Genomic DNA, 20,749 nt, shown 5'->3' with positions numbered 1-20,749 from the left:
TTTCGCCGAGAGGACAGGCGATGCATCGAGGGGACAGGCAATTCCGGGCGAATTCGCCCGAATTGCCTGTCCCCTCGGCATTCGGCTGTCCTCTCGGTGAGGTTGTTGTGTCAGTCGCGCGAACGCAACCGGCGACGGAGGCCGGTGCCGGCCAGTGCGGCGCCACCCAGGACGGCAGCGCCCGCGAAGAGCACGCCCGCGTTGCCGCCACCTGTCTGCGAGCCGTCGGTGATGATCGGTGGGCCGGTCGTCGTCGACGTGGCGCTGACCGACGTTGAGCTCGCGGTGCTGGTTGCCGACGTGGTCGGGCTGGACGTCGCGCACGACAGCGCCGGCGCCGTCGCCGAACCACCGGCGCTGATCTTCAGGTACGGCTGCTGGACCAGCGCGAGGACCGCCTGCGTCGTCGCGCGATGTTCCTTGTCGCTGACCGTCGCCTTGCTGCCCTTGGCCCGCAGCGCGTCGAACGACTTCTGGTCGAAGGCGAATCCGCCGCGCAACGCAGCCGGGGAAGTGCAACCGAACTGCAGGCCGGCGACGAAGGCCTTCGCCTTGGCTGCCTCTGCGGTCTTGCCCGTCAGGGCGAAGGCGACCGCGGCCAGCCCGGTGCTGTTGGTGTTCGGTGCGGCCTGCGCGGCCGGCTCCACCACACCACCGTTCGACTGCTGCTCGCCGGCGATGAAATTGACGGCCTTGGTGACCGCGGCGTCGTGACCGCCCGCGGCGCTCAGCGCCTGCACGGCCAACGAGGTCGCGTCGGTGTCGCCGGCGGTGGTGGTGCACTGCGTGTCGGCGAACGTCATCCGGAATCCGCCGTCGTTGCACTGCTGCTTGAGCAGGAAGTCAACTGCCTTGGCATCGGACTGTCCGGCGCGCGCCAGACCGACGATCGCCAGCGACTGGCCGATGGTGTTGGAGTAGTCGCCATACGCCGACTTGTCCTTGAACTGCCCGGTCGTCTGCTCCAGCGACTTCAGCTGGCTGAGGTAGCCACCGGTCGGCAGGCCCTGCGCCTGAGCGAAGACCAGCAACTTGGCAGTCGCACCGGCATACACGTCCTGGCCGTAGGTGTTGTATGCCGCGGCGTTCTTGGTGATGTATGACGCCGCGCGCTGCGCTTCGGCCTGACCGGTCTGTGCCGCGTCGAGACCGAGGATGCCGTCGATCGTCAGGCCGTAGTCGGCGTAGTTGGTGCCGCCGGAGCTGACCGAGAAGTGGTCGCCGCCAGCCGCCAGCTCGGACGCCAGGAAGTGCGCGCCAGTGGACGCATCGGGTGTGGCGGCGCTTGCCGGAGCGGCCACTGCGATGCCGGTCAGACCGGCGCAGGCCAGGGCGAAGATGCCCGTGAGACCCGCACGGGCGCGAAGAGTTGTGGTCATGAAGTGTTGCCTTCCGCGAGATGTCGCGACCCGCAGAAGTATCAGCCGGAACCGATCTCGCGGGGCCGCGACGAGATCGCCGGTGGACGCGCAGGTGCTCCGGCTCGCTTCCCGGGTATGGCGCCCGGTCGGCACACGGTTGCGGGTCAGCGCCGGATTCGCACCGGCTTCCCCTGCAGTAAATCGCGTCCGGTGCGGAGCTTACCGTCAGCCTGCTGCCCGTCCGAAGGACGGCCCGAACAAGCAATCAGGCTTGGGGGAACCAGATGCCGATCTCGCGCTCGGCGGACTCGGGCGAGTCCGAGCCGTGCACGATGTTCTGCTGCACGGCCAGGCCCCAGTCGCGCCCGAGATCGCCGCGGATGCTGCCCGGCGCTGCGGCCGACGGGTCGGTCGCTCCGGCGATCGCACGGAAACCTTCGATGACCCGCTGCCCGGTCACGATCGCGAAGGTCGCCGGGCCACTGGCCATGAAGTCGACGAGCGGCTGGTAGAAGGGCTTGCCCTCGTGCTCGGCGTAGTGCCGTGCCAGCCGATCCCGATCGGGAGTCATGATCTGCAACGTGTCGAGGACGTAGCCCTTCGCCTCGATCCGGCGCAGGACCTCGCCGGTGAGGCCACGGGCGAATCCATCGGGCTTGACGATGACGAGGGTGCGTTCCATGACTCACATTCAATCGGACGGGTCGTATGGCGAAACCCCTGGGGTTTCCTTAGGCAGCAACCTTGCCGAGCACGAGCAGCCCGAAGACGAAGACGGCCAGCGCGATCCTGTAGTAGACGAACGGCCGGAAGTTGTGGTGGGAGATATAGCGCATGAACCACGCGACCACGGCATACCCGACGACGAACGCGAGCACCGTCGCGACGATGATCTGACCCCACCCGTCACCGCCGCTGCCGTGCAGGTCCTTCAGCTCGAACAACCCGGACACGAGCACCGCAGGTATGGCGAGCAAGAACGAGTATCGCGCCGCAGCACTGCGCGTGTAGCCCATGAAGAGACCACCGGAAATCGTTCCGCCGGAACGCGATACGCCGGGTATCAGCGCGAGCGCCTGCCAGAGTCCGAACCGGATGCCGTCCTTGACGCTGAGGTCTTCCAGAGTCTTGCGGTTCTCGGCGTCGGGGTCGTGGTCGACCGTCGCATCAGCCACGGCGATGACGATGGCGAAGATCAGCAGCATGCTCGCGGTCACCCACAGGTTGCGCAGCGGTCCCTCGATGAAACCCTTGAACACCAGGCCGAGGATGCCGATCGGGATCGTGCCGACGATGACCAGCCAGCCCATTCGGGCGTCGGGCTCGGACTTCGGCACCTTGCCGGCGACCGACAACCCCCACTGCTTGAGAATGCGGACGATGTCCCGCCAGAAGTAGACGATCACCGCTGTCTCGGTGCCCAGCTGGTTGACTGCGGTGAACGCCGATCCGCCGCCGTCGTTGTCCCAGAAGAGCCGGCCGACGATGAGTTGGTGCGCGGAGGACGAGATCGGCAGGAACTCGGTGAGTCCCTGCACGATCCCCAGGACAATCGCTTCGATCCAGGTCATTGCTCGGGGATTCCTTCGTGGCGAGCGGTCAAGGCGTCCATTTTGCGGCCCTGGACGAGGGCAGTGACCCACAGGGCCAGAAACATCAGACCAACAACGAACATCATCGGTAGGACGACACCGGCCACGACGGTCGCGAACTGCACCGCCCAGCCGAGGGTCACACCCCAGGGACGACGCAGTGTGCCGGCGGCGACGACACACAAGACTGCCAGCACCAACCCGACAACGAGGTATGACGTGTGGGCCGTGTCGTGCTGCGATTTGGCGATCGCCCAGGCGACGAGCGCGCCGAGGAAGACCACCAGGGTCTGCGACCCGACCACCATGCCGGCGAACCGGCGCGTCATACGCTCACCGACGCCGTGGACGAGGACGTTCCCGATCACGGTGTTGCTGTTGCTCATGTGTCGGTGACGCCGAGCAGGGCTCGGACGTCCGCGGCGGTCGTGATCGAGCCGGTGGCGATCACTCCCCCGGAGACACCACCCTCGTCCGCGAGCTCCGCGGCACGGTCGATCGCATCGGCCATGCCGGGCACGATGTCGACCCGGTCCTCACCGAAGATGTCGATCGCGACCTGGCCCAGCACTTCGGCACGCATGCTGCGGTGTGACGAATTCCGGGTGATGACAACGTGATCCAGCACCTGCTCGAGAGTCGAGAGCATGTCCTCGGCATCTTTGTCGGCGAAGATCGCGATCACACCCACGAGCTTGGCGAAGGTGAACGAGTCATTGATCGCGTCACGCAGGGCACGCACGCCGGAAGCGTTGTGCGCAGCGTCGACCAGCACCGTCGGCGAGCGCCGGACGATCTCCAGCCGACCGGGAGAGTCCAGGTCGGCGAGCGCGGCACGCAGCACATCGATGTCCAGGTCACGCTCCCCTCCCCGAGGAACGCCTCGGCTGCAGCAATCGCCGTCACCACGTTGTGTGCCTGGTGTTCGCCGTAGAGCGGCAGGTAGAGGTCGGGGTAAACGGCTGACAGCCCCTGAACCGTCAACTGCTGGCCGCCGACGGCCTGGTCACGCTCGAGGACCTCGAAGTCGACGGTCTCGCGTTTCGCGGAGCCACCCACTTCAGCCACGCGCTCGGCGATCAGCTCGTCGACGGCGGGGTCCTGGACGCCGACCACGGTGATCGAACCGGGCTTGATGATGCCGCGCTTCTCCAGCGTGATCTCCTCGACGGTCGAGCCGAGCAGCCGGGTGTGGTCCAGCGAGACCGGAGTGATCACCGCGACCTGGCCGTCCGCGACGTTGGTCGCGTCCCACTCGCCGCCGAGCCCGACCTCGACGATCGCCACGTCGACCGGTGCGTCGGCGAAAGCCGCGTAGGCCATCACAACGAGGATCTCGAAGTAGGTAGTCGTCGGCTCGTCCGCCGCACGTGCTTCGTTGTCGATCAACTCGACGTAGGGCAGCACGTCGTCGTATGTCGCAATGAATCGCTCGGGGTCGATCGGCTTGCCGTTCAAGGCGATTCGCTCGCGGACGTTGTGCAGGTGCGGCGAGGTGAAGCGCCCGGTGGCGAGGCCGGTCTCACGCAGGATCCGCTCGATCGCGCGCGTGGTGGTCGTCTTGCCGTTGGTGCCGGTCAGGTGCACCACGGGGAAGGACCGCTGCGGGTCGCCGAGCAGCTCCATGATGCGGCGCACGCGCTCCAGGGACGGCTCCGGACTGGACTCGGGTGTCCGCGCCAGAATCGCCTCCTCGACCTCCCTCAAACGCTTGCGGATCGCCAGGTTGCGCTCGGCTTCGCGCTGCGCTGCATCGGGTCGACCACTAGGCATGCTGACCATCCAACACTGTCTCGCCCGGGTGGTTGCTGAGTGGCAGGTGGATCCACACCGAGTCGGGCACTCCGCCGCCGGTGCTCTCGCGTCCGGTCTCGGTGAAGCCGTAGTGCTCGTAGAAGCCGCGCGCGTTGTCGTTGCCGTCCAGGTAGGACAGCACCATCTCGTCATACCCGTCGGCCTTGGCCTTGGCGATGGAAGCGCGCATCAGCATGCCGCCGATGCCGGCGCTGTGGAACTCCGGGAGCACGTAGAGCTTCCAGAGCGCGAGCTTGCCGTCGAGCGGACCGACCGACGTCATACCGACGATCTCGCCGTCATACTCGGCGACCGTCACCCGCCCGGCCCGTATGGCGGGGATCGTCGCGTCGGCGGTCCACCACTTGGCCAGGCCCATCGCGACGTAGTCCTTGCCCGCGATCGGGCCGTAGGTGGCCGGCCAGGTCTGCTGACCGACCTCGATCACGCCCTGCAGGTCGTCACCGGTCGCTGCGCGCAGCAGCACACCGCTTGCCACCTTCATCGTTACTTCCCCTCTGTCGCCGACTCGACACGCTTGACCGAGATCGACACATGCTTGCCACCGCCCAGATCGGCGTCGGTGGCGTCCGGCAATGCGTGGCCCGCGCCCGCGGAGCCGAATTGCACAGCCAGCGTCTCACGCATGATGAGCTGTTGGTGGGTAACCGTGGCCTGCCAGGCGTCGTCGTCGCCGGTCACACCCAGGCTGATCCGGTCGCTGACGTCGAGGCCCGCGTCCCGCCGGGCCTGCTGGACGGCCCGGATGATGTCGCGTGCCAGCCCTTCGATGCGCAGCTCGTCGGTGACGTCGGCGTCGAGCACGACGAAACCGCCACCCGGCAACATTGCCGGGACCTGTCCTGCGTCCGCCTGGTCGTTGACAACGGACTCGAGCGTGAATTCGCCTTCCTGCAAAAGCAATCCACCACTGGTGACGGTGCCGTCCTCGGCCACCGACCAGTCGCCGGACTTGCTGCCCTTGATCGCGCGCTGCACATCCTTTCCGAGTCGCGGACCGGCTGCGCGGGCATTGACGGTCAGCTTCTGCTCGATGCCGAAATCGGATTCACTGGCCTCGGCCAGGTCGACCAGACGCACGTCACGGACGTTGACCTCGTCGGCGATGAGCCCGGCGAAGTCGGCCAGTGCCGCCGCGTCCTTGACCACCACTGTCAACGTCGCGAGCGGCAGTCGCACGCGCAACTGCTGGGCCTTGCGGACCGAGAGCGTCGTGGAGCAGACCGCGCGGGCGCGGTCCATCGCCGTGACAAGTCGCTCGTCGGCGGGCAGGTCGGTGGAGTCCGGCCAGTCGGTCAGGTGGACCGAGCGACCACCGGTCAGGCCGCGCCATACCTGCTCGGCGACGAACGGCAGCAGCGGAGCCGCGACCCGGCATACCGTCTCGAGCACGGTGTAGAGGGTGTCGAACGCGGCCTGACTGTCGGCCTCCACTCCGCCCGTCGACCAGAAGCGTTCGCGGGAGCGGCGGATGTACCAGTTCGTCAGGACATCGAGGAAGCTCTGCACCGCGTCGCAGGCGCCTGCGACGTTGAACTCGTCAAGGTCCATGCGGACGGTCTCGACCAACTCGCGGGTCTTGGCCAGCACGTAACGGTCCATGACATTCGTCGAGTCGGTGCGCCAATGCCCTTCAACGCCAGCGGCATTCGCGTAGAGACTGAAGAAGTACCAGCTGCTCCACAACGGCAGCAGCACCTGTCGCACGCCGTCGCGGATCCCCTGCTCGGTGACGATGAGGTTGCCGCCGCGCAGGATCGGGCTGCTCATCAGGAACCACCGCATGGCGTCCGCGCCGTCGCGATCGAAGACCTCGGAGACGTCCGGGTAGTTGGAGAGGGACTTGGACATCTTCTGCCCGTCACTGCCGAGCACGATGCCGTGGCAGATGACGTTCTTGAAGGCCGGCTTGTCGAAGAGCGCGGTCGACAGGATGTGCAGCATGTAGAACCAGCCGCGGGTCTGGCCGATGTATTCGACGATGAAGTCGGCCGGGAAGTGGTGCTCGAACCAGTCGGCGTTCTCGAAGGGGTAGTGCACCTGGCCGTAGGGCATCGACCCGGAGTCGAACCACACGTCGAGCACGTCCTCAACGCGGCGCATCGTCGAATTCCCGCTCGGATCATCGGGATTCGGGCGGGTCAGCTGATCGATGCCAGGACGGTGCAGGTCGTCGACCTTGACACCGAAGTCGCCCTCGAGCTCCTCGAACGAGCCGTAGACGTCGACCCGCGGGTATTCGGGGTTGTCGGACTTCCACACCGGCACCGGGCTGCCCCAGAAACGGTTGCGAGTGATCGACCAGTCGCGGGCGTTGGCCAGCCAGGTGCCGAACTGCCCGTCCTTGACGTTGCCGGGCACCCAGTTGATCTCCTGGTTGTGCGCCATCATCCGGTCCTTGAACGACGTGACGCTGACGAACCAGGAGCTGACTGCCTTGTAGATCAACGGGTTTCGGCACCGCCAGCAGTGCGGGTAGGAGTGCTCGTAGGTCTCCCGCCGCAACAGCACGGTCCCAGGAGTCACCTCACCCCACGAAGTTTCTCCCCCGCTTCGCTCCTCCGAATACTTCGCGGGGGCCCCGAGTCCTTCGATACGGCCGTCCCGCAAGGCATTCGTCGCCGCTTTGAGGTCGTCGATGATGTGCGGGTTGGCGTCGAAGACGAGCATGCCTTCGTATTCGGAGACCGGGAAGGTGAAGCGGCCGTCCGGGCCGACCGGCATGACCGGCACGATGCCCTCGCGGTCGGTGACGACCATGTCGTCCTCACCGAAAGCACCTGCGGTGTGTACCAATCCGGTGCCGTCCGTGGTCGTGACGAAGTCGGCCGGGACGACGCGAAAGGCCTTCTCGTGGCCGGCGTAGTAGCTGAACGGCGGGTCATAGACCGACTCGAGCAGGTCATTGCCGGAGAGGCGCGCGACGACATACGGCTCCGGGTCGGCCTTGGCGTCACCGAAGAGTTCCTTGGCGTATGCCGCCAGCCGCGAGTGCGCGAGCACGTAACGCTGGGTGGTGCCGGTCGGCACGTCCGTCTCGACGACCACGTAGTCGATGTCGGGACCGACCATCACCGCGAGGTTCGCCGGCAGGGTCCACGGCGTGGTGGTCCACACCAGGAAAAGCGCATCCTTCAGAACATCCAATGTGCTGCTAGTGCAACGGAATCCGACGGTCACCGCCGGGTCCTGCCGCATCTGATAGACGTCGTCGTCCATCCGCAGCTCGTGGTTGGACAGCGGCGTCTCGTCGTTCCAGCAGTAGGGCAACACGCGGAAGCCCTCGTAGATCAGCCCCTTGTCGAACAGCTGCTTGAAGGCCCAGATGACCGACTCCATGAAGTCGGGGTTCAGCGTCTTGTAGTCGTTGTCGAAGTCGACCCAGCGACCCATCCGCTCGACATACTCACGCCACTCGCCGGTGTAGCGCAGCACCGAGGCCCGTGCGGCGTCGTTGAACTTGTCGACCCCCATCTCGAGGATCTCGTCCTTGGTCTTCAGCCCGAGCTGCTTCATCGCCTCCAACTCGGCGGGCAACCCGTGGGTGTCCCAGCCGAAGCGTCGCTCGACGCGCTTGCCGCGCATCGTCTGGTAGCGCGGGATGAGGTCCTTGACGTAGCCGGTCAGCAGGTGGCCGTAGTGCGGGAGACCGTTGGCGAAGGGCGGGCCGTCGTAGAAAACGAACTCGTTGGCGCCGTCCTTGCCCGCATCGCGCTGCTCGACGGACGCACGGAAGGTGTCATCGGCGTCCCAGTACTTGCGTACGGCCTGCTCGATCGCCGGGAAGTCCGCGGAGGATGCGACGGCATTGACGTCGCCGGTCTGCGATGCGGTCAGGTCGACCTTCGGATAGGTCATGCGGTGCGTCTCTCTCACGGTCGTCTCGTCCTGCTCGAGGACGACGCTGCCCGCTTCTGCCGGGCCGCTCCGCGGTACCACCTCGCTTGTCGTATGGCGAAGGGGTTCGTCATACGACCGCTCTTGCATGAGCTGTGACGGGCTCGTCCCGTCCGGTTCTACTGGGCGCGTGACCGCGCTGTTCTTCCGGAAGCTCGCCGCTGATGACGGCTCGAACGCTGCTGCGCACAGTCTATTCGCCCGGCCCGCGGGTCTCCAACTCGATTCGGAAGGGGCCGTCTCGTCACGGTGTAACACCGGCGCGGATTCTCGTGACAACGCGACGGGTCCCCGTGCGCGCGGGGCGGATTAGCGTCACTCCCATCACCATTCCAGCGACCGTGGGAGGCAACCCATGACCACCGTCAAAGCCGCTCTGTTCCAGACCCACTGGCGCGGGGACAAGGACAAGATGCTCGACGCCCACGAGGAGATCGCGCACGAGGCGGCCCGGCAGGGCAGCGAGGTGCTGTGTTTCCAGGAGCTGTTCATGGGACCGTTCTTCGCGCAGGTCCAGGACAAGGCCTGGTACGAGTATGCCGAGGCGATCCCGGACGGCCCGATCGTGCAGCGCTTCAGCTCGATCGCCAAAGAGACCGGCCAGGTGATGATCCTGCCGATCTACGAGGAAGTGCAGCCCGGCGTGCTCTTCAATGCCGCCGCCGTCATCGATGCCGACGGCACCTACCTCGGCAAGTACCGCAAGACGCACATCCCGCAGCTGCACGGGTTCTGGGAGAAGTTCTACTTCCGCCCGGGCGCGAATGACGGCTGGCCGATCTTCGAGACGGCGATCGGCAAAGTCGGTGTTTACATCTGCTACGACCGGCACTTCCCCGAGGGCTGGCGCGGGCTCGGCCTGGCCGGCGCCGAGATCGTCTTCAACCCCTCGGCCACTTCTCGTGGGTTGTCCAATCACCTGTGGAAGCTGGAGCAGACGGCTGCTGCTGCGGCGAACATGTACTACGTCGGCGCGCTCAACCGGGTCGGCATCGAGCCGCTGGGCGACGACGACTTCTACGGCACGTCATACTTCGCCGACCCGCGCGGCGCGTTCGTCGGGGACGTCGCCTCCGACCAGGTCGAGGAGCTCGTCGTGCGCGACCTGGACTTCGACGCGATCCGCGAGCAGCGCGCCACCTGGGCGTTCTACCGCGACCGTCGCCCCGACACCTACACCTCGATCACCGAGCGTTAGGGCGTATGGCGGGGCGGGGCCTCGAGACGCTCCTCCGTCGCTCCTCGGCCACCTCGAACGAAGGTCCTTGAGGAGGTCGTGAGGTACGAGCGACCGTCTCGAAAGGCCGAACGGGACCTCGATGCGCGACTCGTTCCTCGCCGCTTACTCGGCCACCTTGGGGAGTCAGCGGTCGCGGGCACGTAACGCCAGCAGCGCCACGTGCAGGCCGGCGACCGCACGCACGTCGTCCAGGTCGACGCCGAGGCGCTCGGTGATCTGCTCCAACCTGCGATAGACCGCCGGGCGCGACAGGTGGTGCGCCTGCGCGGTCGAGGATTTGTTCAACCCGTTGGCGATGAAGGTCTCCAGCAGGTCGATCAGTTCCGGGCAGTCCAGCAGCGGCCCCAGCTCGCGGTCGACGAAGTCCTGCACATCGTGGTTGGTGGCCAGCACCTCGACCAGCCCGGGCAGCCGCAGGTCGGCCAACCGGACGACGACCGTGTCGGAGCGGCCGAGCCGGACTGCTGCGTCGAGTGTCTGCCGGGCCTGCGCGAAGGAGTGGACCAGACCGCGCAGTTCCTCCACCGGTGGGCCAGCCGCAGCCAGCGTGACGCGCCCCTCGGATTCCGTCACGAGATGCTGCGCGAACTCGTCGACCTTCCGGATCGGATCGTCCGCCTGCCTGCTCGACACCAGCATGCGCACGGTGTTTCGTTCGACCGGGCCGAGCACTGCGGCGACCCCGGAACGGCTGGCGACCGAGCGCGACTGCTCGAGCAGCATCGAGCACTCCCGCTCCGCTCTGCCGAGCCGCACGACCAATGGGGTCAGCCGACAGTGCCGGATCGGGAAGCCCGACGCGCGAGCGCGGACCTCCAACAGGTCGACGCCACCGTGGCCGCCGAGCAGATCCGCGAGCAGCACTTCCTGCGCCTCGCGTTGCCAGTCCCGGCCGTTGCGGGAAACCAGCTTGTGCAGGTTCAGCGCCTCCACCCCGCGCCGGGCCACCACCTCGGTCCGCTCGTTCGGCTCGCCGTGTGCGAAGAGGATCAGCGAACCCCAAGGGCGGCCCCCTTCATTGAGCGGCGCGACGACGATCCCGTCGGCGGTCGTGTGCACGTCTCCCTCACCGTCACCGACAGATCGCGACACGTATTGCGACAGCCGCGTCCAGTCACGCAGCACCTCCCGCAGCCCCGCCTCCCCAGCGGCCAGCTGCACCTGGCGTGCAGTGTTCTCCACCACCACAGGGCAGTCGGCGAGGCTGGCCAGTTCATCGACCATCGCCTGCATCGGCGCTTGCTGAATCGTCAGGCGGTGCAACGTGTCCCGCACGGTCTCCGACACCGTCGACCGGCTGGTGCTGTGCGCCAGGATCGTGGTCTGCACCTGCTCGGTGATCGTCACGAACGCGACCGGCCGCCACATGACGACGAGCGGCAGATCCGCCGATCGGCACGCGCGAAGCATCGCCTGCGGGACGTCGTCGAACGCCCGGCCGATGCCGAGGAACACTGCAGTTGCGCCGGCTTCGGCGATCTTCTCGACATACTCGATCTGATCGGCTTCGGCTCCGAGCATCACGCCGGTGGTGAGCACGACCTCGCCGCCGGTCAACATCGTCCCGATGTCGGGCACCTCCCCGACATGGCACCAGCGCACCGGATCCGACAGGTGGTCGTGGCCGTGCATCACCTCCGGCTGACCCTCCCGGCTCGCGGTCAGCTCGATCACCTCGGCGAGTGTCATCGCGTGCATCGGGCCGCCTTTCGCTGGGGACTGGTCACCGCGCGGTGCGTTCCACAACACCGCTACCTCACACTCTCGCCGATCCGCGAGCCGTCGGCGTGCGAATCGGCACCGATACAGGACGCAACGCCGGAACCGTGATCCGTGACACCGTGAACGAGTTCGAGCGCTTCAGGCGCCGCTACTGTGACCGGCATTCTCCCGTTTCATTCTGCCGAGGGGCTGCGCATGACATCCGATTCCCCATCCGCTGTCCGAGACGGTCAGGTCGAGTATGCCGATGGGCGGGTCGAGCTGGAGAACACTGCTGTTCTGGCCGACACCGCGCTCGCCAACGACGACCTTGCACCGGTGCCAGTCTCCGGGCGCACCTGGAACACCTACAACTACGCGGCCCTGTGGGTCGGGATGAGCCACAACATCCCGTCCTGGCTGCTGGCCTCGGGCCTGGTGGCAGCCGGGATGTCCTGGCAGCAGGCGGTTTTCATCATTCTGCTAGCGAACCTGATCGTGCTCGTCCCGATCCTGCTGAACGGTCACGGCGGCACGAAGTACGGCATACCCTTCCCGGTGCTCGCCCGCTCGTCGTTCGGAGTCTTCGGTGCCAACCTGCCGGCGATGATCCGTGCGCTCGCCGCCACCTGCTGGTTCGGCGTCCAGACCTGGATCGGCGGCGAAGGCATCTTCCTACTCGCCGGCAAGATGTTCGGGAGCGGTTGGGCGAATGCCGGTCACATCGGCGACTTCGCCTGGACCCAGTGGCTGAGCTTCTTCATCTTCTGGCTGATCGAGATCGCGATCATCGTCCGCGGTATCGACACCCTGAAGAACTTCGAGAACTGGGCCGCACCAGTCGTGCTCGTCGCCGCCGTGGCGCTGCTGGTCTACATGTGGATCAAGGCGGGCGGTGTCGGTGACGTGCTCTCCCAGCCCGGCACGCTGCACGGGCACGCGTTCTGGAAAGTGTTCGGGCCGTCGCTGATGGGGATGATCGCCTTCTGGGCGACGCTGTCGCTCAACATCTCCGACTTCACCCGCTTCGGCGGCTCGCAGAAGAAGCAGATGCTCGGCCAGACCTACGGGTTGCCGACCACCATGACGTTCTTCGCGCTGCTGTCGGTGTTCGTCACCTCTGCGTCGGAGAAGGTCTACGGCGAGGTCATCTGGGACCCGATTCAGCTGGCCGCGCGCATCAACAACTGGGTCGGCACGCTCCTGGCGCTGGCCACGGTGATGGTCGCGACGCTCGCTGTGAACATCGCCGCCAACCTGGTGAGTCCGTCATACGACTTCGCGAATGCCGCACCCAAACACGTCAACTTCCGCACCGGCGCACTCATCACCTGTGTCCTGTCCGTGCTGATCATGCCGTGGAAGCTGGTCTCCGACCCCAGCATCTACATCTTCACCTGGCTGGGCTTCGTCGGCGCGATCCTCGGGCCGGTGGCGGGCATTCTGCTCGCCGACTACTGGTTCGTACGGCGCACGAAGTTGGTCGTCCGTGACCTCTACACCCGCGGCCGCGGGCTCTACTGGTACCGCAGCGGCTGGAACTGGATCGCAGTCGCGTCTTTCCTGATCGCCGCGATCCTGGCCGCCGGCGGGTCCTACTCGACGCTCGACGCCAAGGGCCACAAGGCCGGACCGTTCCCCGTTGACGGCATTATCCCCTTCTTGAAGCCACTGGCGGACTACGGTTGGATCATCGGTCTCGTCGCCGCTGCCGTCATACACACCGTCCTGATGAAACTATTGAAAGCACCTGTCTCGTATGACGATTCGGCCACTAACCCGGCCGAGGAGGACGAAGGAGTCACCGTATGACGACAACACTCATCGCAGGCGGTCGGGTCGTCTCACCGCAGGGTGCCGCGAGCGCGGACGTGCTGATCGACGGCGAAGCGGTCTCGGCCGTGCTGGCGCCCGGCGCGGCGGCCATTCTCGGCATCACGGCGGACCGCACCATCGATGCCTCCGGCAAATACGTGCTGCCGGGCGGGATCGACGTGCACACCCATATGGACATGCCGTTCGGCGGCACGTTCAGCGTCGATGACTTCGAGACCGGGACACGCGCGGCTGCCTGGGGCGGCACGACCACGATCGTCGACTTCCCGGTGCAGAAGAAGGGCGGCTCACTGCAGGAGGCCGTGGACACCTGGCACGCGAAGGCCGAGGGCAGCGCCTGCATCGACTACGGCTTCCACGCGATCCTTGCCGACGTCAACGAGACGTCGCTGAAGGAGATGGACGGTCTGGTCGACCAGGGCGTCACGAGCTTCAAGCTCTTCATGGCCTACCCCGGAGTCTTCCTGTCGACCGACGACCAGATCATCCAGGCGATGTACCGCGCGAGTGACAACGGCGCGACGATCATGATGCACGCCGAGAACGGCACCGCGATCGACCAGATCGTCACCCGGGCGATCGCCGCCGGGCACACCGAGCCGAAGTACCACGGCCTGACCAGGCCGATCGCCCTGGAAGCAGAAGCAGTCAACCGGGCCACCCAGATGGCGGATGTCACCGGCGCTCCTCTACTTCGTGCACCTGTCGAGCGGCGCAGCCGTCGACGTGGTGACCGAGGCACGCGATGCGGGACGCAACGTCTTCGGAGAGACCTGCCCGCAGTACCTCTTCCTCGACGAATCCGATTTGGCACGACCGGATTTCGAGGGTGCCAAGTATGTCTGCACCCCCGCCCTGCGGCCGCAGGAGGAGCAGGCGAAACTCTGGCGCGGCCTGCGCACGAACGACCTGTCGGTGGTCGCCACCGATCACTGTCCGTTCTGTTTCGTCCCCGACAAGCAGCTCGGGAAGGACGACTTCCGCGCCATACCCAATGGGCTGCCGGGTGTTGAGCACCGGATGGACCTGCTGCACATGGGCGTGACCAAGGGCGAGATCAGTCTGGCCCGCTGGGTGGAGATCTCGGCGGCGACTCCGGCGCGGATGTTCGGGATGTATCCCAAGAAGGGCGTCATCGCGCCCGGGTCCGACGCGGACATCGTGATCTATGACCCGGAGGCAACCCAGATCGTGTCGGCGCAGACCCACCACATGAACGTCGACTACTCGGTCTACGAAGGCTGGGAGTTCACCGGCAAGGTCGAGACAGTTCTGTCCCGGGGCGAAATCGTCCTGACCGCAGGCGAATTCACCGGCAAGCCCGGTCGCGGCCAGTTCATCAAGCGCTCCCTGTCGCAGTACCTCATCTGATGGACTTCGGCGTCGTTCTGCAGACCACTCCCCGTCGGCACGGGTGGTCGATCTCGCCGTGCAAGCCGACCGGTGCGGCTTCGACTACGTCTGGACGTTCGACAGCCACATCCTGTGGCAGGACCCCTACCCGATCTACGGCCAGATCCTGGACCGCACGCGTCGCGTCGTCGTCGGGCCGATGGTCACCAACCCCACGACCCGTGACTGGACCGTCACCGCATCGCTCTTCGCGACGCTCAACGAGATGTACGGCAACCGCACGGTTTGCGGCATCGGACGTGGTGACTCGGCCGTGCGTGTCGAGGGCGGCCGACCGAGCACGCTTGCCGCGCTGCGCGACGCGGTCGGTGTCATCCGCGGTATGGCGTCCGGTGAGGCGGTTTCGTATGGCGACTCGACGCTCCGCCTGCCGTGGGCGAGCGCATCCCGCCTCGAAGTCTGGATGGCGGCATACGGGCCGAAGGCACTGAAGCTGACCGGCGAGGTGGCCGACGGTTACATCCTGCAGCTGGCCGACCCGCAGATCACCGCCTGGATGGTCGACGCGGTGCGAGCTGCCGCGACTGCCGCCGGACGCGATCCGGACAGCATCACGATCTGCGTGGCGGCGCCGGCATACGTCACCGACGGCAGCGCCGAGGCGGCCGCTCATGCCCGCGACCAGTGCCGCTGGTTCGGTGGCATGGTGGGCAATCACGTGGCCGATATTGTCAGTCGGTATGGCGAATCCTCAGGCGTGCCAGCGGCATTGACTGATTACATCGCCGGCCGACAGGGCTACGACTACAACCAGCACGGCAAAGCGGGCAACACGCACACCGCGTTCGTGCCGGACGAAATCGTCGACCGTTTCTGCATCATCGGACCGCCCGAGGAACACATCAAGCGCATCGAGGAACTGCGTGAGCTCGGCGTGGATCAGTTCGCCGTCTATCTGCAGCACGACGACAAGGAGCACACCCTGGCGTCATACGCCGATCAGGTGATGCCGGCGGTCAATGTGGCCGGTGACGCACGCTCCTGACTATTCGGCGACCGTGAGCTGCACGCCCTCGGCGATCCGGTAGGGACTTCCGTCCACGATCGCGCCGAGTGTGCGCCGCAGCCGCGACACCTCCGCACGTGCGGCGACCGTGTGATCGCCGTCGCCGAACAACGCCACGCTCAGGTCGTATGGCGTGAGCCCTCGCGGCCCGCGCCCGCCAGTTGCTGCAGGATCTGCGCATGCCGCTGGGACAGCGCCGTGCGCCAGGGCTGCGCATCGGCGTGGATCTCGATGACCGGCTTCCGACCGAGTTGCAGGTGTGCAGTGATCCTCCGGTCGGTCGCGGCCGGCCGCACCAACCAGCCGAGGTCGAGGCGTTCCGGCATACACAGTCCGAGACCGGGGACGGCGATCGGCCGGTCGAGCTCGGGCACCGCGATGCGGTCGCGGACCGCGACGCCGGCGCTGTGCGCGACCCAGCCGGCGTCGTCGACGACCAGCGCGGGACTTCCGGCCGCTGACACGATCGGCTCGGCGACGAGGCGCAGCCGCTCAAGGGCCGCCTCATGGTGACGGCGGAGCAGGGACTCGGCGAGCAGCACAGCCGTCTCGACCAGCGCGCTGACCGCGGGGTGCAAGGTGAGTGCCGGCCCGCTGATGTCCACGATGCCGAGCAGCTCGCCGGATCTGGGGTCATGGATCGGGAAAGCTGTGCAATACCAAGGGTGTTGGGCCTGCTCGAAGTGCTCGCCGGCGAAAAGCTGCACCGGGCTTGCCTCCTGCAGTGCGGTGCCGATCGCGTTGGTGCCGACCTCGTCCTCGGTCCAGTGGGCGCCCTCGCTGAAGCCAAGCCGGTCCGCCGTGCGGCGCACCTTGGCGTCGCCCCGCCGCCACAGGATGATGCCGTCACCGTCGGTGACCACCATCAGGAAGTGCGACGCGTCGGCGACGCTGGAGATGACCCGGGCCAGGTCTTCGATGACCAGCCGCAGCGGGGATGCCCGACGCAGCTGCTCGAGCTGCTCGGGAGACAACGGGTCACGTGCACCGGGCCGGTCAGGCACGAGACCGAATCCGAGCACTCGCTGCCAGGACCGCGACACGACCGGTCGAGGCTGGAGGGCGGCCCGGCCGCCGCCGATCACGGTGTCGTGCATGCGCATCAGCTCGCGGGCATAGCGTGCCAGGTCTGTTCCAGGCGCGATCGCGTTGTAGTCGGCCACCAGAGCAGCTCCTTCGGCGACGTCGCTGACGGCGTTGCAACGTGATGCAACGCTTCCGCTCAGCGTAGTCGCGGACTGTGCTGTAGGTCACAGCCGATTGAAAGGACCCGCGATGACCGACACGTTGGACCCACAGACGATGCCCGCGGACACCGCCGCGACATCCACCCCTCGACAGCGGGCCGAAGCCTGGCTGGCCGACTTCGACGCAGCCCTCCGAGCCCGGGACGTTGAGGCTGCGGCCGGGCTCTTCGCCACGCAGAGTTTCTGGCGGGACCTGGTGTCGTTCACCTGGAACCTCCGGACCGTGGAGGGGCCGGCCGGCATACGCGACCTACTGCAGCACACCCTCGACGCGACGGATGCCACTGACTGGGCGCTCAGCGAGGAGCCGGCCGAGGCCGGTGGTGTCATCGAGTGCTGGCTCACCTTCGAGACCGCGACCGGACGAGCCAAGGGCCACCTGCGGCTGAAGGAGGAGGACGGCGAGACCCGTGGCTGGACGCTGCTGACCAGCCTGCGGGAACTGAAGGGTCACGAGGAGGACCAGGGCGACCGCCGCCCGAAGGGAGTCGAGCACGAGCTGGCCCGTGGCCGGAAGTCGTGGCTGGAGAAGAAGCAGGACGAGGAGTCCTCGCTCGGCCGCACCGCGCAGCCGTATGTCGTCGTCATCGGCGGTGGACAGGGCGGCATCGCCCTCGGAGCTCGCCTGCGACAGCTGAAAGTCCCCCACGTGGTGCTCGACAAGCACGACAGGCCCGGCGACCAGTGGCGCGGCCGCTACAAGAGCCTGTGTCTGCACGACCCGGTCTGGTACGACCACCTGCCATATCTCCAATTCCCTTCGAATTGGCCGGTTTTCGCGCCGAAAGACAAGATCGGCGACTGGCTGGAGATGTATACGCGGGTCATGGACGTGCCCTATTGGTCGCGCTCGTCGGTCACGTCGGCGACATACGACGAGGACAGCAAGACCTGGCGCGTGGTGGTAGACAGGGACGGCGAACAGATCGTCCTGGAGCCGAAGCAATTGGTCTTCGCCACAGGTATGTCTGGCAAGCCCAACCTGCCGCACTTTCCCGGCATGGACGTCTTCGCGGGCGAGCAGCAGCACTCCAGCCAGCACCCCGGACCGGAGGCCTACACCGGCAAGAAGGTCGTCGTCATCGGCTCCAACAACTCAGCGCACGATATCTGCGGGGCACTGTGGGAGCACGACGCTGACGTCACGATGGTGCAGCGGTCGTCGACACACATCGTCAAGTCCGCGTCGCTGATGGACATCGGCCTCGGCGACCTCTACTCGGAGCGCGCGGTGGCGTCGGGCGTGACCACCGACAAGGCGGACATGATCTTCGCCTCGCTCCCCTACCGGATCATGCACGAATTCCAGATACCGCTCTACGAGCAGATGGCCGAGCGTGACAAGGACTTCTACGACCGGCTGGAAAAGGTTGGCTTCCAACATGATTGGGGTGATGACGGGTCGGGCCTGTTCATGAAATATCTGCGCCGCGGCTCCGGCTATTACATCGACGTGGGCGCGGCCGAGCTGGTCTGCGACGGCAAGGTGAAGCTGGCGCACGGCAACGTCGACCACCTCACCAAGAACTCGGTCGTGCTCGACGATGGCACCGAGCTGCGGGCCGACCTGGTCGTCTACGCCACTGGCTATGGCTCGATGAATGGCTGGGTCGCCGACATCATCGACCAGGAAACCGCCGACAAGGTCGGCAAGGTCTGGGGCCTCGGCTCCGACACCACCAAGGACCCCGGCCCGTGGGAGGGCGAGCAGCGCAACATGTGGAAGCCCACCCAGCAGGAGGCGCTGTGGTTCCACGGCGGCAACCTGCACCAGTCACGCCACTACTCGCTCTACCTCGCGCTCCAGCTCAAGGCGCGCTACGAGGACATCCCGACGCCGGTCTACGGATTGCAGGAGGTCCACCACACGAGCTGATCGCTCCGAGCCCACTTCGCCGAGAGGCTCAGAAACATCTTGAGAGGCTCAGAAATTAGGGCGTGAAACCTCGGGTTTGCTGAGCCGCTCGATGCGCTTGTGAGCCTCTCGGCGAGAGGGGACATCGAGCTATGAGTACTGGCGCGCCGCGATCTGCCGATGTATGTCGGCGACGTGCTCGGGGCCGTTGCCCTTCTGCAGGTTGTCCAGGTTGACCTGGCCGCCGAGCGCGAGGATCGGCTCGAAGTAGTAGACCTCGTCCATGGCGAGCTCGCCCTGTGCATCGCGGGCCGCCTTGTGCAGCTCGCGCAGGTCGGCCAGGTGCGAGGTCGAGCCGGTCAGGTGCTCGGCGAAGAAGGCTGTGCCGTCCTCGGAGACGATCGCGTTGTGCTGGAAGTGCGGGTCGAGGCACTGGATGCGGTCCGCACCGTTGACGCGGTCGTAGTGGTAGATGTGCCCGAAGCTGGTGACGGCGAACGGCACGCTGGTCACGCCGGACCCGAACCACGTCTGCAGCACCGGCATCCAGGTGCCCGGGTCGACCAGCGCGACACGCCCCCCGCCATACCAACCGAGACCGTGGGAGTGCCACAACTCGATCAGCGCCGGTGGAAGCTGGCCCTCGCCATACGTGATGAAGTCCGCGTCCGGGACGCGTGTGCCGGCGTCCGGCGGGAACGTGTCGATGAACGGCTGCACCGCAATGGTGTCGGGCATAACTCACTCCCCAGGGATCCGGTGATCGTCATTCTCACCCTGACGGTATCGCCCGGCGCCGCGAACACGCGGTATTGCCTCGACGTGCCGTCGCTCACGCACCGAAGGTCGACGCGCGATCATTCATCAAATTGAGGCAAGCCAAGAGAGCGCGCTCGACGGCGACGGCCTGGTTCGGAGGGATCGTTTGCATTCGTGTGGAGATGACGACTGCGTCGACAAGCGTTGCTTTTGTACTTCCCGGTCACCCACTCGGCGTCAGCGGTGAAGCCGTCCAACAGCGCTTGGACGTCCCGGCCGTTGAAGGCCGCAACGTGTGTCTCGAGAACGGCCATCGCGTCGTCAGTTGCCACCTCCGCACTGTATGGCGGGCGATATCCGCTGCGGAGGCACGCCGAGTCGTCATACGTTCGATGCATGACCGCGACGCCGAACGACCTGCAGTGGCCGACGCATGCCCCTGTGTATGGCGCCATCCGGCTGCGGCAGTTCGAGGACGGCGACATCCCGATGATCGAGGAGCTGGCGACCGATCCGTACGTCCCGACTATCGGCAGCTTGCCTGCCAACGCCACCACGGCCGAAGCGCAGTCCTACATCGACCGGCAGCGCTGCCGGCTCGCCGAAGGTGCCGGTTTCGCGTTCTGCGTCGCCGATCGACAGACCGACGTTGCGCTCGGCAACGCGGGGCTGTGGGTGCGCGAGCTGCCGCACGGGCGGGCCGGCGTCGGCTATTCGGTCGCACCGAGTGCCCGGGGTCGCGGTGTCGCGGCCGACGCGCTGCGCGCTCTCGCCGGATTCGCGTGGACGATCGACGGGCTGCACCGCCTGGAGGCTCGGATCGAGCCCTGGAACACCGCGTCCGTCCGTACTGCCGAGACCGCCGGGTTCGAACGCGAAGGGCTCTTGCGAGCGCATGAGGAGATCGGCGGCCGGCGCGTCGACCTGCTCATGTACTCCCTGCTCCGCCCGGACAACCGCAGCGTGACGGACAACTGACCCATCCGGGTGTACTTCTCGGTAATGTCTCGCAAGTGGCGCTGCCACG

16 protein-coding genes, 2 pseudogenes and 1 riboswitch are annotated in these 20,749 nt (G+C 66.5%); of the genes and pseudogenes, 7 read left to right on the top strand and 11 right to left on the bottom strand.

The window, feature by feature from the left end; all coding sequences use genetic code 11:
- Positions 1-110 precede the first annotated feature (110 nt).
- From ACFQDH_RS12210 to ileS, 7 genes and pseudogenes are all read right to left on the bottom strand, one after another.
- The gene (locus ACFQDH_RS12210) at positions 111-1,379 is read right to left on the bottom strand and encodes a prenyltransferase/squalene oxidase repeat-containing protein (RefSeq protein ID WP_382401641.1); all 1,269 of its coding nucleotides are present in this window, start codon (positions 1,377-1,379) and stop codon (positions 111-113) included.
- Positions 1,380-1,451: 72 nt separating this feature from the next.
- A riboswitch (cobalamin riboswitch) is annotated at positions 1,452-1,583 on the bottom strand.
- A gap of 43 nt (positions 1,584-1,626) precedes the next feature.
- Positions 1,627-2,043, bottom strand: coding sequence for a nucleoside-diphosphate kinase (gene ndk, locus ACFQDH_RS12205; RefSeq protein WP_382401639.1), 417 nt, complete (start codon positions 2,041-2,043; stop codon positions 1,627-1,629).
- A 49-nt stretch (positions 2,044-2,092) separates the two neighbouring features.
- Positions 2,093-2,932 carry an undecaprenyl-diphosphate phosphatase gene (locus tag ACFQDH_RS12200; protein ID WP_382401637.1) on the bottom strand — a complete coding sequence of 280 codons (840 nt, stop codon included), beginning with the start codon at positions 2,930-2,932 and terminating at the stop codon, positions 2,093-2,095.
- Positions 2,929-3,339: a DUF4233 domain-containing protein gene (locus ACFQDH_RS12195; protein ID WP_382401635.1), complete on the bottom strand. Its 411-nt coding sequence runs from the start codon at positions 3,337-3,339 to the stop codon at positions 2,929-2,931. The genes ACFQDH_RS12200 and ACFQDH_RS12195 overlap by 4 nt, the downstream gene beginning before the upstream one ends.
- Positions 3,336-4,726, bottom strand: a pseudogene (locus ACFQDH_RS12190) (bifunctional folylpolyglutamate synthase/dihydrofolate synthase). Before ACFQDH_RS12190 ends, ACFQDH_RS12195 begins: the two are co-directional and overlap by 4 nt.
- Entirely contained in the window at positions 4,719-5,252 is a 534-nt protein-coding gene (locus ACFQDH_RS12185; protein ID WP_382401633.1) for a GNAT family N-acetyltransferase, read from the bottom strand. Before ACFQDH_RS12185 ends, ACFQDH_RS12190 begins: the two are co-directional and overlap by 8 nt.
- 2 nt (positions 5,253-5,254) lie before the next feature.
- Positions 5,255-8,626: an isoleucine--tRNA ligase gene (gene ileS, locus ACFQDH_RS12180; RefSeq protein ID WP_382401631.1), complete on the bottom strand. Its 3,372-nt coding sequence runs from the start codon at positions 8,624-8,626 to the stop codon at positions 5,255-5,257.
- Between the two features lie 394 nt (positions 8,627-9,020).
- Here ileS and ACFQDH_RS12175 point away from each other — a divergent pair, with 394 nt between their 5' ends.
- Positions 9,021-9,863 (top strand): nitrilase-related carbon-nitrogen hydrolase, encoded by an 843-nt coding sequence (locus tag ACFQDH_RS12175; RefSeq protein WP_188835215.1) that lies wholly within the window; start codon positions 9,021-9,023, stop codon positions 9,861-9,863.
- A 165-nt stretch (positions 9,864-10,028) separates the two neighbouring features.
- Here the strand turns inward: ACFQDH_RS12175 and ACFQDH_RS12170 are convergent, their stop codons facing one another.
- Complete coding sequence (locus tag ACFQDH_RS12170) at positions 10,029-11,603, bottom strand: PucR family transcriptional regulator (RefSeq protein ID WP_382401628.1); 1,575 nt, start codon at positions 11,601-11,603, stop codon at positions 10,029-10,031.
- A gap of 219 nt (positions 11,604-11,822) precedes the next feature.
- Between ACFQDH_RS12170 and ACFQDH_RS12165 the strand changes: the two genes are divergently transcribed.
- The 4 genes and pseudogenes from ACFQDH_RS12165 (at position 11,823) to ACFQDH_RS12150 (ending at position 15,840) form a co-directional block, all read left to right on the top strand.
- Positions 11,823-13,418, top strand: a complete 1,596-nt coding sequence (locus tag ACFQDH_RS12165) for an NCS1 family nucleobase:cation symporter-1 (RefSeq protein ID WP_382401626.1) — start codon at positions 11,823-11,825, stop codon at positions 13,416-13,418.
- Positions 13,415-14,455, top strand: a complete 1,041-nt coding sequence (locus tag ACFQDH_RS12160; protein ID WP_382401624.1) for an amidohydrolase family protein — start codon at positions 13,415-13,417, stop codon at positions 14,453-14,455. The genes ACFQDH_RS12165 and ACFQDH_RS12160 overlap by 4 nt, the downstream gene beginning before the upstream one ends.
- On the top strand, positions 14,337-14,813 hold the full coding sequence (locus ACFQDH_RS12155; RefSeq protein WP_382404855.1) for an amidohydrolase family protein: 477 nt from the start codon (positions 14,337-14,339) through the stop codon (positions 14,811-14,813). The genes ACFQDH_RS12160 and ACFQDH_RS12155 overlap by 119 nt, the downstream gene beginning before the upstream one ends.
- Positions 14,813-15,840 (top strand): annotated as a pseudogene (locus ACFQDH_RS12150) (TIGR03842 family LLM class F420-dependent oxidoreductase). The gene ACFQDH_RS12155 and the pseudogene ACFQDH_RS12150 overlap by 1 nt, the downstream one beginning before the upstream one ends.
- On the opposite strand, the gene ACFQDH_RS12145 reads toward ACFQDH_RS12150, so the two are convergent.
- Together ACFQDH_RS12145 and ACFQDH_RS12140 are read right to left on the bottom strand one after the other, a co-directional pair.
- Positions 15,841-15,978 carry a hypothetical protein gene (locus ACFQDH_RS12145; protein ID WP_382401622.1) on the bottom strand — a complete coding sequence of 46 codons (138 nt, stop codon included), beginning with the start codon at positions 15,976-15,978 and terminating at the stop codon, positions 15,841-15,843.
- A gap of 2 nt (positions 15,979-15,980) precedes the next feature.
- A complete protein-coding gene (locus tag ACFQDH_RS12140; protein WP_382401620.1) occupies positions 15,981-17,024 on the bottom strand; it encodes a sigma-54-dependent transcriptional regulator family protein in 1,044 nt (347 codons plus the stop codon).
- A gap of 112 nt (positions 17,025-17,136) precedes the next feature.
- On the opposite strand from ACFQDH_RS12140, the gene ACFQDH_RS12135 reads away from it, so the two are divergent.
- Positions 17,137-18,984 carry an NAD(P)-binding domain-containing protein gene (locus ACFQDH_RS12135; RefSeq protein ID WP_382401618.1) on the top strand — a complete coding sequence of 616 codons (1,848 nt, stop codon included), beginning with the start codon at positions 17,137-17,139 and terminating at the stop codon, positions 18,982-18,984.
- Between the two features lie 129 nt (positions 18,985-19,113).
- Here the strand turns inward: ACFQDH_RS12135 and ACFQDH_RS12130 are convergent, their stop codons facing one another.
- Positions 19,114-19,701, bottom strand: coding sequence for a T6SS immunity protein Tdi1 domain-containing protein (locus ACFQDH_RS12130; protein ID WP_382401616.1), 588 nt, complete (start codon positions 19,699-19,701; stop codon positions 19,114-19,116).
- 417 nt (positions 19,702-20,118) lie between these two features.
- On the opposite strand from ACFQDH_RS12130, the gene ACFQDH_RS12125 reads away from it, so the two are divergent.
- Positions 20,119-20,700 carry a GNAT family N-acetyltransferase gene (locus tag ACFQDH_RS12125; protein ID WP_382401614.1) on the top strand — a complete coding sequence of 194 codons (582 nt, stop codon included), beginning with the start codon at positions 20,119-20,121 and terminating at the stop codon, positions 20,698-20,700.
- Positions 20,701-20,749 lie beyond the last annotated feature (49 nt).

The organism is Flexivirga alba, from assembly GCF_042661025.1.
Taxonomy (GTDB): Bacteria; Actinomycetota; Actinomycetes; order Actinomycetales; family Dermatophilaceae; genus Flexivirga; species Flexivirga alba.
The sequence above is the reverse complement of the archived record's forward strand: the minus strand, read 5'-3'. Positions and strand labels throughout refer to the sequence as shown.

Bases quoted from the DNA above. Each gene is read 5' to 3' on its own strand.
- ACFQDH_RS12170 (WP_382401628.1), bottom strand. From the start codon at position 11,603: ATGCACGCGATGACACTCGCCGAGGTGATCGAGCTGACCGCGAGCCGG.
- ACFQDH_RS12135 (WP_382401618.1), top strand. From the start codon at position 17,137: ATGACCGACACGTTGGACCCACAGACGATGCCCGCGGACACCGCCGCG.
- ACFQDH_RS12130 (WP_382401616.1), bottom strand. From the start codon at position 19,701: ATGCCCGACACCATTGCGGTGCAGCCGTTCATCGACACGTTCCCGCCG.
- ACFQDH_RS12165 (WP_382401626.1), top strand. From the start codon at position 11,823: ATGACATCCGATTCCCCATCCGCTGTCCGAGACGGTCAGGTCGAGTAT.
- ACFQDH_RS12200 (WP_382401637.1), bottom strand. From the start codon at position 2,932: ATGACCTGGATCGAAGCGATTGTCCTGGGGATCGTGCAGGGACTCACC.
- ACFQDH_RS12175 (WP_188835215.1), top strand. From the start codon at position 9,021: ATGACCACCGTCAAAGCCGCTCTGTTCCAGACCCACTGGCGCGGGGAC.
- ACFQDH_RS12210 (WP_382401641.1), bottom strand. From the start codon at position 1,379: ATGACCACAACTCTTCGCGCCCGTGCGGGTCTCACGGGCATCTTCGCC.
- ileS (WP_382401631.1), bottom strand. From the start codon at position 8,626: ATGACCTATCCGAAGGTCGACCTGACCGCATCGCAGACCGGCGACGTC.
- ACFQDH_RS12185 (WP_382401633.1), bottom strand. From the start codon at position 5,252: ATGAAGGTGGCAAGCGGTGTGCTGCTGCGCGCAGCGACCGGTGACGAC.
- ACFQDH_RS12125 (WP_382401614.1), top strand. From the start codon at position 20,119: ATGACCGCGACGCCGAACGACCTGCAGTGGCCGACGCATGCCCCTGTG.
- ndk (WP_382401639.1), bottom strand. From the start codon at position 2,043: ATGGAACGCACCCTCGTCATCGTCAAGCCCGATGGATTCGCCCGTGGC.
- ACFQDH_RS12160 (WP_382401624.1), top strand. From the start codon at position 13,415: ATGACGACAACACTCATCGCAGGCGGTCGGGTCGTCTCACCGCAGGGT.
- ACFQDH_RS12195 (WP_382401635.1), bottom strand. From the start codon at position 3,339: ATGAGCAACAGCAACACCGTGATCGGGAACGTCCTCGTCCACGGCGTC.